Here is a 12,967-nt window from a genome sequence, read left to right as displayed (position 1 = left end):
GCGCGCAATCTTGTTCATCCCGATAAAATGATTATAAGATTTTTATTATTTATCTTATGTCTTGATGGAATGGGTTGAAAACAACACTACAGCGTTGGAAGCTCTTAACATCAACATAGCCTGTAGATGCCATTGTTCGTCTTAAAGCGCCAATAAGGTTAGTATTTCCATCTGCCATATGGCTTGGTCCAAACAAAATATTCTCAAGCGGAGCAACAGTTCCAACATTCGTGCGCATACCGCGCGGCAAAGAAGGATGACGAGCCTCTGCCCCCCAATGCATTCCGCGTCCTGGAGCCTCAGTTGCACGCGCTAAAGGAGTGCCAAGCATTACTGCATCTGCTCCCATGGCAAGCGCCTTAATAAAGTTGCCAGACGTTCCCATGCCGCCATCTGCAATAATCTGAACGTATCGACCGCCAGACTCGTCCATATAATCTCTGCGAGCTTCTGCAACATCTGCAATAGCAGTTGCCATAGGCGCTTGCACTCCGAGCGTATGCATTGTTGCAGAAACTGCTCCACCGCCAAAACCAACAAGGATTCCAGCAGCTCCAGTTCTCATAAGATGTAATGCGGAAGTGTAGTCTGCACAACCTCCAACAATAACTGGAACATCTAAATCGTAAATAAACTTCTTTAAATCAAGAGGCTCATGGTCTTTAGAAACATGTTCTGCACTAACAGCAGTTCCGCGAATAACAAATAAATCAACGCCTGCTTCTAGAACAGTAGAATAAAATTCTTGAGTGCGTTGCGGAGAAAGAGCACCTGCAACCGTAACACCAGCATCGCGAATTGTGTGCAAGCGCTTAACAATAAGTTCTGGCTTGATTGGCTCCGAATAAATCTCTTGTATGCGCTTAGTTGCAACTTCGTCTTTAAGTTCTGAGATTTCTTTAAGAAGTGGTTCTGGATTCTCGTAACGAGTCCACAATCCTTCCAAATCAAGCACGCCCAATGCTCCCATTTGACCCATTGCAATAGCCGTATCTGGGCTTGTAACAGAATCCATTGGCGCAGCAATCACTGGTACGTCAAAACTATAAGCGTCGACTTGCCATGATGTAGATACAGCCTTTGGGTCGCGAGAACGACGAGAAGGAAGTATAGCAATATCGTCTAGTGAGTAAGCAACTCGGGCTTTTTTGCCCAAACCTATTTCGATTTCTTGAGACATACTTATAAGGCTAGTTGCTTATCATGACTAATCAACATGCCATAGAATTGTTTAGATTTATTGAGAGTGCAAAAACTCATAAATAGTTTTAGCCTTTAACAAACCGATTCCAGGAACTTTTTGTAAATCTTCTACGCTTGCTTCTTTTAGATTTTTAACACTGCCAAATTTTGAAAGCAAACGTTTTTTATAAGATTCGCCAATTCCAGGAATTGAGTCAATAGATGAATACAACATTGCCTTTGCACGTTTTTTTCTATGATAAGCAATAGCAAAGCGATGAGATTCATCTCTAGCTCTTTGAAGCAAATACAATCCTTCGGAGCTTCTTTTTAGAATAATTGGGTATTGGCTATTAGGCAGCCAAACTTCTTCTAATTTTTTAGATAATCCACATACTGTTATGCCTTTAACATTGCAATCAATCATTGCTTTTTGAGCTGCTTTTGCTTGCTCAATACCACCATCAACGATTACAAGATTTGGCGTATATGCAAATTTTTTTGAGGATGATTGTGCGCGATTTTCTACACAATCATCATCTTCATTGTTGCAACTATCGCTTTCATGCTTAAAACGTCTAGAAATAGTTTCATATAATGCGCTTAAATCATCTAATTGACCAATACCATTGGGGCCTTTTATAGAAAATCTTCTATATTCACTAGGTTTAGCAATTCCATCTTCAAAAACAACCATTGATGCAACTTGATATCTTCCATCAGCTGAGTTTGAAATATCGTAGCATTCGATTCGCAAAGGAGCTTCACTCATTGAAAGAGCTGCAGCAACTTGATTCATAGCATTAGTTCTAGATTCTAAAGTAGAAATCCTACTTGTTTTCATCTGTTTAAGAGACTGCTCAGCATTCAAGTTTGCTTTATCCATAAGCGAGCGCTTATCTCCACGTTCTGCAACTTTAATAGTTACTTTCGCGCCTCTTAAACCACTAAGCCATCTTTCAAGATTTTCTTTATGAGATTTTTCTAATTCAATAGGAATAATAATCTCTCTAGGAACTGGGCAAATTGGGTCGAGCAAATCTCCTCTTCCAGTTGTTTCTTGACGCTTTTTGCGTTCCTTTGTTTCTTTAGCTCTGTACGACGAATTTATATTTTGGCCGCTAGAGTAATCGATTTGTAACGCATTCCTGGATTGCTCTATTTTTAATGAGTTTGCATATTGCAAATCATTATTTGATTCATATTCACAATAAACTCGTATAAGCAAGTTTGCGATTATATCTTTATCACTAATATCTTCGCTTCTTTCGACTTGCCAATTTTTTTCTCCGCGAAGTAGACCTTCTCTAACAAAGAATGCGTGAACACATGCTTCAAGCGAATCTGCACTAAAACCAAAAACATCAGCTTCTACATTATCGTTAAAAACAACGGAATTTTGTTGAATAACAGTTCTAAAAATGTTGATTTTGTCTCTTATTTTTGCAGCATTTTCAAAATCTAAGTTATTGCTTAACTCCTTCATTTTTCTTGTTAAATCGTTAATGTAGGAATCTCCAATAGCACCACTTAGAATGCCAACTAATTGTTCAACATTGTTCCTATGCGTTTTTTTGTCTACTTTTTGAACGCAAGGTGCAGAGCATTTTCCAATAGATGCAAGAAGACAAGGTCTTCCTGTTTTTTGTGCTTTATAAAAAACAGACTGTCGGCATGTTCTAACTGGAAAAGTTTTTAGCAAAGAATCCAAACTGTGTTTTAATTGCCAAACTTTTGCATACGGTCCAAAATATTGCGTTGACTTTGAGTTTCGATTTCTAGTAATCCAAACTCTTGGAAAATCATCATTTACAGATACTGCAATATATGGGTATGTCTTATCGTCTTTAAAAACAATGTTGAACCTTGGATTAAACTCTTTAATCCAAGTATATTCAAGCGTTAGAGCCTCAAGTTCTGTATTTACAACAGTCCATTCTAAGCTTCTAGCTGTTAATACCATTGATTGCGTTCTAGGATGAAGCTGATTTAAGGGCTGAAAATAATTCGATAGCCTGTTTCTTAAACTTTTTGCTTTTCCAACGTATATTACTTTTCCTCTCTCATCTCTCCACTTGTATACTCCAGGCTGATTTGGAATATCGGAAGTTTTTGGCCTAAATAAATCACGACTATCGCCTAAAAGAGGAGCACCAAAATCGTTTTTTGACGAATTCTCAAAGTAGCTTGCATGACTTTTATCATATTTAGATTGGTGAGTTTTCTTCCATTCTCCCCTACTGATTTCTATATTTTTTCTAGCTTCTCTAGTCTCCATATTTTCTTCATCGTTTCTAATATTTGATTCTTTAGAATTTAGAACATTCATGATCTCACCTCCTTTCATAAGATATTCATAAAATTATTCATAAATTTTTACTTAAATACTTCTGATTTTGCTCTATTCAAGCATTGACTTTAAGAATTTACCCGTCCAGCTATATTGCACTTTTGCAACATCTTCTGGAGTGCCAGTTGCTACGATTTCGCCGCCTTTATCTCCTCCTTCTGGGCCTAAATCTATAATCCAATCTGCGCATTTTACAACATCAAGATTGTGCTCAATAACTATTACACTATTGCCTTTATCTACTAAAGATTGAAGAACACTTAAAAGCTTACGAACATCTTCAAAATGCAAGCCCGTAGTAGGTTCATCTAAAATATAAACGGTTTTTCCAGTAGAACGCTTTTGTAGTTCTGTAGCAAGCTTTACTCTTTGCGACTCTCCGCCAGAAAGTGTTGGCGCGCTTTGACCAAGCCGAATATAGCCTAATCCAACTTTAACCAATGTGTCTAAATATCTAGAAATAGACGGATATGCTTTAAAGAACACAGCAGCTTGCGATATTGGCATATCTAGCACGTCTGAAATAGTTTTACCATTGTACTTTACTTCTAGAGTGTCTCGATTATATCTTTTTCCGTGGCATTCTTCGCATTGCACGTATACGTCTGGCAAAAAATTCATCTCGATTTTAAGCGTTCCGTCTCCGCTACAAGCCTCGCATCTTCCGCCTTTTACGTTAAACGAGAATCTTCCAGGGCCGTACCCTCTAACTTTTGCTTCTGGAGTTTGAGCAAAAAGCGAACGGATCTTATCCCAAACTCCAGTATATGTAGCAGGATTTGATCTTGGTGTTCTACCAATAGGATTTTGATCTACGTGAACAACCTTATCGCAATTGTCTACTCCATCAACGCGCTTATGCAATCCTGGAACAATGCGAGCGCCGTTTAGCTTATCTGCTAAAACTGGGTAAAGTATTGAGTTTATTAAGCTTGACTTTCCAGATCCAGAAACTCCTGTTATGCAAGTAAATACGCCTAAAGGTATTTCTACATCTATGTTTTTAAGATTGTGCTCTTTTGCACCAACAATAGTTAACATACGACTTTTGTTGATTTTACGGCGCTTTTTAGGAACATCTATTGTGCGTCTTTTTGCAATATAGTCTCCTGTGATTGATCGCTTTGCCTCTGTTATGTGTTTTGCAGGGCCGCAATATACAACTTCTCCGCCGTTTTCTCCAGCTTCTGGACCAATGTCTACAAGCCAGTCTGACTTTCGTATTGTATCTTCGTCGTGTTCTACAACTATAAGCGTATTTCCAAGATCTCTAAGATTGTGCAACGTAGATATAAGCTTTTCGTTGTCTCTTTGATGAAGACCAATAGACGGTTCGTCAAGAACGTACATAACTCCAACTAGTCCAGACCCTATTTGCGTTGCAAGCCTTATTCTTTGAGCTTCTCCGCCAGAAAGAGTTTTTGCTGCTCTAGAAAGAGTTAAGTAGTTTAAGCCAACGTCATTTAAGAATCCTAATCTTGCTTTGATTTCTTTTACAATCTCTTTAGCAATTATCTTTTTTGCGCCTTCTAGATTTAACGAATTAATCCACTCAAGACTTTTTTCAATAGGCATATCGCATACATCTGCGATTGAGCACGAGCCAACTTTAATAGACAAGACTTCTGGATTAAGTCTTTTTCCTTTGCATGTTAAACATGGCACTTCTCGCATGTATGACTCGTAGTATTGACGCATTTGATCTGAGTCTGTTTCGTCATGCTTGCGCATAAGAGTACGCACTACGCCCTCAAATCCTGTTGAATACTCTCTCTGCCTACCCCATCGATTTTTATACGATACTTTTACTTCAAAATCATGGCCATAGAGTATTGAATCTTGCACATCTTTTGGAAGATTTTCCCACGGCGTATCCATACTAAAACCAAGCTCTACGCTTAAGCCTTTTAACACATGCCTGTAGTATTCTCCTGCTGCTTTATTCAATGCCCAAGGTTCTATAGCACCTTCGTTAAGTGACTTTTCTGTATTTGGAACAACAAGAGCAGGGTCAATCTCTAGATTGTAACCTATTCCAGAGCAATCATGGCATGCTCCATACGGAGCATTGAATGAGAACGTTCTTGGCTCTATCTCTAATAGGTTAAATTGATGGCTATTAGGGCATGCCATATTTTCGGAAAAACTTTGACGCCTGTTTTTAGAAGAAGCATCTTCGTCTACAAAATCAGCAACAACAATACCTTTAGAAAGCTTTAGCGCTGTTTCTATAGAATCTGTAAGGCGTGTACGTATGCCATCTTTTATAACTAGCCTATCTACAATAACTTCGATTGTGTGTTTCTTTTGCTTTTCTAAAGTAATATCTTCCGAAAGCTCGCGCATTTGCCCGTCTACAAGCGCTCTAGAATAGCCGTCTGACCTAAGAAGAGTAATAGTATCTTTAAACTCACCTTTTCTGCCGTTAACAATAGGAGCCAGTAATTGCAACCTTGTTTTTTGCGGCAAAGAAAGCAATGCATTAGCTATTTGTTGAGGAGTTTGCGCGCTAACGATTTCACCACATTTAGGGCAATGTGGAATACCAACACGGGCAAAAAGAAGCCTTAAATAGTCATAAATCTCTGTAATTGTGCCAACAGTAGAACGCGGATTGCGATTAGTTGTTTTTTGGTCAATAGACACTGCAGGGCTTAAGCCTTCAATAAAGTCTACGTCTGGCTTATCCATTCTTCCAAGGAATTGCCTTGCATACGCGCTTAAGGATTCCACATAACGCCTTTGACCTTCTGCAAAAAGAGTGTCGAAAGCAAGAGAAGATTTACCCGAACCAGATAGGCCAGTAAAAACAATCATCCTATTTCTAGGCAATTGCAAATTAACGTTCTTTAGATTATGCTCTCTTGCACCTTGAACAGTTATTTTTAAGTCGGAAGGAACATCACCTAAGTCGTATATTAAATTACCATTATTTTTTACAATTGGCGCAGAATCAATAAAGGATTGAAGTACATTGTTTTTTTGACGACTATTTCCATCTTTAACATTCATGTTTGTAGCATTCATGTTTGCATCTTTTATTGAAAGTGACTGCTTACTTTGTAAAGAATCCAAGTGTTTTTGCATTCTACCTCCTTAAGATGCTTTAGCGCATATGAATCAAAATTGCAAAACTAAATCTTGATTACGTGACTGTTTTGTAATATCATTCATTATAGAACACATGTTCGAAATATGTTGCTTACTGCGTGTTGCTAATCCTATGCAAGCCTAACGGTATAATCGGGAGTTTGGTTAACATATTTCAATTAATATTTTAATTACGATTTTACAAGAATAAAACTTAAGGGGTGGGTAAAAAATGGCCATTGACGCACAAGGACTTACTATACAAATTGGTGCGCGCACGCTATTAAACCCAACAGATTTTCATGTTACAAAAGGCGACAAAATAGGCTTAGTTGGAAGGAATGGCGCTGGAAAAACAACACTTACGCGCGTAATTACTGCAGAAACACTTCCAGCTGGCGGAAGCGTAAAAGTAAGCGGCTCTTTAGGGTACCTTCCACAAGACACACATGCAGCAGATCCAGAGCAAAGCGCGTTAGATAGAATTATGAGCGCTCGCGATATTTCGTCAATCGTATCTCGTATACGAAAAGCAGAAAAAGACATGACGAATCCAGATCCAGATATTATGACAAAGGCCATGAATCGCTACGATAAAGCGATTAATGATTTTGAAAAAGCTGGTGGATACGCTGTTCAATCGGAAGCAATATCAATGGCAAACAGCCTTGGACTCCCCCAAGAAGTTATGAAACAAGCTCTTGGAACACTTTCTGGCGGCCAACGCAGGCGAATCGAACTCGCGCGAATACTTTTTTCTAACGCAGATACGCTGATTTTAGACGAGCCTACAAACCACTTAGACGCAGATTCCATAGTATGGTTGCGCAATTACTTAAAACGCTTTGAAGGCGGATTCCTTGTTATATCGCACTCAACAGAGTTGCTAGACGAAGTTGTTAATAAAGTTTGGCATTTAGATGCACAACTTGCGCAAATAGACATGTATTCAATGGGCTGGAAAGCATACTTGCATCAGCGCGTTGTAGACGAAGAGAGAAGACGAAGAGAGCGCGAAGTTGCAGAAAAGAAGGCGGAGCGACTTATGAAGCAAGGAATTCGACTTCACGCAAAAGCAACTAAAGCGGTAGCAGCTCAAAACATGATGCGTAGAGCTGAACGCTTATTGAACGAAACAAGCGAAGCTCAAAGCCGCGAAAAAGTAGCAGACATTCGATTCCCAGAGCCTGCTCCTTGCGGACGCACTCCTATTATGGCTAAAGATATTTCAAAAGCTTACGGATCGAACATTGTATTTGCTGGCATAAATTTGGCTATAGATAAAGGCTCGAGAGTTGTTATTTTGGGATACAATGGCGCTGGAAAAACTACCACTTTGCGCATTCTTGCTGGCGAAGAAAGCGCAGATACTGGCGTTGTTGAATATGGACACGGATGCAAAATAGGCTATTTTGCGCAAGAGCACGATACTTTAGACTTAGATGCAACGGTGTTAGAAAATCTTCAACACGTTGCGCCAGAATTAAACGACACTCAAGCAAGATCAATGCTTGGAAGCTTCCTGTTTTCGGGAGACGACGCCATGAAACCCGCTAAAGTGCTTTCTGGCGGAGAAAAAACTCGCCTAGCATTGGCAACTCTTGTAACTTCTAAAGCAAACGTTCTTTTGCTTGATGAGCCTACTAATAACTTAGACCCAGCTTCTCGCGAAGAAATTCTTAAAGCAATTTCTAAGTATGAAGGCGCAATTGTGTTGGTTACTCACGACGAAGGAGCGGTTCTTGCGCTAAACCCAGAAAGAGTTCTTCTTATGCCAGACGGTGACGAAGACTTGTGGAACGACGACTATCTTGATTTGGTAGCGGAAGAATAGGATTTTAGATTTCTATGAAAAAAACAGCTAATTTTGCAAATTGCGCGCTACACAACATTTTTCGCGTTCTTCGCGCGCCTTTAGCAATATTGCTGTTAATAGCATTGTTTGAATGCACTGTTGGGAATATTCCATTTTGGAATAGTGTTACTGGCAGCACGGATAGCATGTTTGCTCACAATCTTACTGGCCCTGGAATTAAAAGACTTTCTTCTGGAGGACTTTTAATTACAGACCCTTCGGAATCTTATTTAGAAGTTAATTCCGACGGATCTTCGCCGTACATTCAGCTTAAGCCTTCACTAATTACGCCTAAAAAAATTGGCAAAAGTCCCGTTAAAACAGACGTGCATGTACGCATTGATGTTAATAAAATCGCTGGTAAGCCTTTGAGCACAAACCCTAGAGCTATTAGTTTTGCTATGCTTCCTGTTCCAGATCAAGCAGTTGGAGTTAAAAGCACGCTTCGATTATGGATACAGCACCCTAAAGGAGACGTTGTAGACGTTGAGGACGCAAAAGCAAATGTTAGAGCACCTTTTAGTTGGAATTGGGGTCGCGTTCTTTTTCTTATAGTCGTTTCAATTTTGATTGCATTGTGGAATCCTTGGTCTAAATTGTGGAAAATAAAACTTAATACAAAAAGTTTTAATCAAAGACTTTTACTAGTTTTATCTTGGACTCCATTTATTGTTATAGCTGTTGTTGCAATTGTTTGGAATGTTTTTAACGCTATTCCAATGCATTTTGACGTTGCTGGAAACTACACGTACGATTTTGATCAATATGCGCACACAGCAGACGCTCTTATTAAAGGAAAAACTTATCTTGATTTGCCTGTTCCTAAGCAAATGCAAAATCTTACTAATCCGTACGATCCAATTGCAAGAAACAAGCTTCTTTCTAATTTAGTGCACAATATTTATTGGGATCACGCATATTACAACGGTCATTGGTACTCGTATTTTGGCGTAATTCCAGCTGTTTTATTCTTTATGCCTTATAGACTTATATCGAGTTTGTGGATTAATGGCGGAAGTATGCTTCCAACAACAATCGCAACTCTTATATGCCTAGTGGGGTTCTTAATTTCTGGCTCTCTTCTAGTGATTAGACTTATTGAGCGAATAAATAAACGAGCGTCTCTTGCTTGCGTGTCTATTTGCTTAGCATTGTTCTTTATTACATCTAACACCGTTTACTTATGGTTTAGAACATCATTCTATAGTGTTCCAATGGCAGCTTCGCTATTCTTTACATCTTTAGGATTATGGTTTTATCTTGGCGCCAATAAAAATATTGCAAAAGATTGCAAACAAAGCCAAGAATCAAACAAGTCTATTTATCAAATATCTGCTAAGCATATTGCATTAGGATCTTTGTTTATATCTCTAAATCTAGGATGCAGACCAACATTTATAATCGCGTTTTTGCTTGCAATACCGCTTTTTTACAACAATATTTACTTCTATTTTAAGCATTTAATTTCTAGCAAGAAAATTATAAAAGAAGACTTAAAGCAAATAATAAAGCTAGTTTTAGGCGTGATTGTGCCGTTTGTAATAGTTGCAATACCAATCGGATTGTATAACGCTTTAAGATTTGGGTCGCCATTTAACTTTGGTAACGAATATCAAATTACTATTACAGACATGACTACAATGCGCCTTCCTGCGCAAAACATCATTCCTTCAATTTTAAGTTATTTAGCTTTGCCATTGCGCTTTACACCAACTTTCCCTTGGATTTCGATTAATCCTATTGCTTTCAATAGATGGCAATACGCGGAGCCAATGATTGGCGGAATGTTTACTCTTGCTCCATTGGCATTTATTGGCGTTATTTGTTCTTTGTTAATGATTAAAAGAATGAGCAAATTTGCGTCAAGACTTACTATATGCGCTTTGATTCTTGCAATGATTGTTGTTGTTTTCAACAGCTTAAAAGCAGGAATTGGATGGCGTTATATTGCTGACTTTGGATGGGCGTTCTCACTAAGCGCAATAATCGGAATTACTGTTTTTCTAGAAAAATACGCAAACGTAGAAGATTGCACAACTTTGCGCACAAAAGTTATGTGTTACACAATACGCATTGTAGTTTTAGCAATGCTATTTTTCTCTATTGCAATCGCTTTCTTAGGTTGGTTTGTTCCAGGAAGAGAAGACTCAGTTTTGCGATTCAATCCGGGGCTTTGGCATTACGTTAGATGCTGGTTTACTCTAATCTAGTTTATATTTTAAGAACTCGAACCTTCCTAGATTACTTCCTAGATTTTTCTACATCTCTTCTAGCATTTTATGAACAGTATTCAGCAATAAAGTAACGCCATTTTCAAATTGATCTTCTTTAGGAAGTAAAGACAATGCTAAGTAGCCATTAGTTGGCATGTCAAAATAATATCCAGGCTGAGAAACCAGCTTGTAGTCTTTAATTAAACGCAAAGCTAATAAGTCATCATCTATACAAGAAGGAACGCGCAATAAAATATTCCATCCTCCTTCTGCACGCAATGCACTAACGCAACAATTTGGGTAGTTTGCAAGCATTTTTCTAAGCGTTTTAAGATTAGATCGTACTCGACTTTGAACAGTCGCAGTTTGCTCTTTAGCGCATTGCAATAATTCTGGAATTCTTTCCGATACAGTTGCGCCAATTGGAAGAAAATCATCCGCAATAACGTCAAGTCGTTTCATTGCTTCTTGCACATCTTGACTTGGTCCCGAAACCTCAATCCACCCAACTTTTGCGTGCGGAGCTGCAAGCATCTTTGAGAATCCATCTAAAGCAAAAACGAGTGTTGATTGTTCTCCTGCAAGTCTTGAATTTTTGGCAAATGGTTCTAAAGAGTAATCGTAGAAAACTTCATCTGCAATAATCGCAACATTATTTTTATTGCACAAACTCAACAATTGCGCTCTTTCTTCTGGCTTAACATAAGAGCCTGTTGGATTATTTGGGTTTATTAAAACAAGAGCACGAATACGATTATTTGCGTTTTGCAAAAGTTCTTTAACTCTTGGAACATCAATAGTCCAAGAACCATCGTAAACAAGCGGATATGGTATAGATTTTACGCCTTGAAGTCTTGCAATAGATTCAATAAGAGGATACCCAGGAGTTGGAGATAAGACTGAATCGCCACAATCGCACAGAAGCATCATAAGCCATGCGTATGCTTGAGAAGTAGACGATAATACGTATAGATTATTTGGATTAAGAGCTTTTGGTGAATTACTTTTTTGATCTACAATATTTTGACTTGCAATATTTTGATCTACGCGATTATCTCTAGCATTTATAAAATCAGTAAGAATGCGCCTAACTTCGATTGGTCCTCTAGGATCCGCTGTATATTTTGCGCTTAAACATTTTGGAGCAAGACCATGCACTGTTGGGTTTGAATCGTTAAGTTTTGTAAGCTTAATACCTTTAGATATAGCAACGCGTTGAGCCAGAATAATTGGATTTGGCTCACTTACATCAACTCTAGAAGAAAATCGCACTCGACTACACTAGCGCATTGCATAACCAAATATAAAAAATGCGCTGAACGCAAAAGCATCCAGCGCAAATAAAGTAAATAAAACAAATAAAATATTAAAACTTTACTTGTTTCTTTGTTGCATTGCATAGTAAGCTGCACCAATAATGCCAGCTTCGTTATGCAAAGACGCAACAACAATAGGAGTCTTAATATCTATATGCGGCAAGAACTTCTCGCTCACACGGCTAACGCCACCGCCAACAACAAACAAGTCTGGATTAAAGTACTTTTCCATTAATCCGTAATACTTAGTTAAGCGCTTAGCCCACTTTTTATAACCCATATCCAACTTTTCGCGAACAGAAGAAGCAGCATACTTTTCTGCATCTCCCTTTCCTTTTTCTAGCTGAATATGACCAAGCTCTGTGTTTGGAATAAGAACGCCATTGTAAATCAAAGCGGTTCCAATTCCAGTGCCTAATGTTGTTGCAATAACTAAGCCATCTTTATCTTTTGCAGCACCAAAGTGTTGCTCAGCAAGACCAGCAGCATCGGCATCGTTAACAACCGTAACAGGACGACCGCAAGCTTCGCTAAACACTTCTGTAACATCCACACCAATCCAAGATTGATCGAGATTCGCCATAAACTCAAGTTTCTTGCCTGGCTTAATAGGCGCTGGGAAAGCAATACCAACAGGAACATCTTCAGGCACATCAAAATGCTCGAGCTGCTGACGAACAATATCTGCAACAGCTTGAGGTGTGGAAACCGCTGGAGTGAGAATCTTATATCGCGGTTCTGCAAACTCGCCTTTTTCCAAATTAACTGGTGCAGCTTTAATACCAGAGCCACCAATATCTACGCCAAATGCTTGTGCAGTGTCAATCATCGTTAACACTCCCCTCTGAATGTCGGACAATGGGATATCATGTTCATTCTACAATATTGCTAAAGCGACACGCTTATATATTGTCTATTTAATGATAACGATTGCATAAATGTTTTTCTCAAAATTAAAGCT

7 protein-coding genes are annotated in these 12,967 nt (G+C 38.7%); 2 read left to right on the top strand and 5 right to left on the bottom strand.

All coding sequences use genetic code 11. The annotated features are described in order from the left end of the window. Positions 1 to 49 precede the first annotated feature (49 nt). The 3 genes from NYP55_RS00165 to uvrA form a co-directional block, all read right to left on the bottom strand. Positions 50 to 1,180, bottom strand: a complete 1,131-nt coding sequence (locus tag NYP55_RS00165; protein WP_472781393.1) for a GuaB3 family IMP dehydrogenase-related protein — start codon at positions 1,178 to 1,180, stop codon at positions 50 to 52. Positions 1,181 to 1,237: 57 nt separating this feature from the next. Continuing rightward, positions 1,238 to 3,460 carry an excinuclease ABC subunit UvrC gene (gene uvrC, locus NYP55_RS00160; protein WP_472781511.1) on the bottom strand — a complete coding sequence of 741 codons (2,223 nt, stop codon included), beginning with the start codon at positions 3,458 to 3,460 and terminating at the stop codon, positions 1,238 to 1,240. 123 nt (positions 3,461 to 3,583) lie between these two features. Further along, positions 3,584 to 6,559 (bottom strand): excinuclease ABC subunit UvrA, encoded by a 2,976-nt coding sequence (gene uvrA, locus NYP55_RS00155; protein WP_472781510.1) that lies wholly within the window; start codon positions 6,557 to 6,559, stop codon positions 3,584 to 3,586. A gap of 295 nt (positions 6,560 to 6,854) precedes the next feature. Between uvrA and NYP55_RS00150 the strand changes: the two genes are divergently transcribed. Both NYP55_RS00150 and NYP55_RS00145 read left to right on the top strand, forming a co-directional pair. After that, positions 6,855 to 8,456: an ABC-F family ATP-binding cassette domain-containing protein gene (locus NYP55_RS00150; protein ID WP_472781392.1), complete on the top strand. Its 1,602-nt coding sequence runs from the start codon at positions 6,855 to 6,857 to the stop codon at positions 8,454 to 8,456. A gap of 14 nt (positions 8,457 to 8,470) precedes the next feature. Then, complete coding sequence (locus NYP55_RS00145) at positions 8,471 to 10,687, top strand: beta-carotene 15,15'-monooxygenase (RefSeq protein ID WP_472781391.1); 2,217 nt, start codon at positions 8,471 to 8,473, stop codon at positions 10,685 to 10,687. 48 nt (positions 10,688 to 10,735) lie between these two features. On the opposite strand, the gene NYP55_RS00140 is transcribed toward NYP55_RS00145, so the two are convergent. Together NYP55_RS00140 and ppgK are read right to left on the bottom strand one after the other, a co-directional pair. Further along, positions 10,736 to 11,962 (bottom strand): pyridoxal phosphate-dependent aminotransferase, encoded by a 1,227-nt coding sequence (locus NYP55_RS00140; protein WP_472781390.1) that lies wholly within the window; start codon positions 11,960 to 11,962, stop codon positions 10,736 to 10,738. Positions 11,963 to 12,064: 102 nt separating this feature from the next. Next, positions 12,065 to 12,835 (bottom strand): polyphosphate--glucose phosphotransferase, encoded by a 771-nt coding sequence (ppgK, locus tag NYP55_RS00135; protein WP_004130916.1) that lies wholly within the window; start codon positions 12,833 to 12,835, stop codon positions 12,065 to 12,067. Positions 12,836 to 12,967: the final 132 nt, after the last annotated feature.

Source organism: Gardnerella sp. c10Ua_31 (assembly GCF_055700915.1).
Note: the sequence above shows the minus strand (reverse complement) of the source record. Positions and strands in the feature narration are given on the sequence as shown.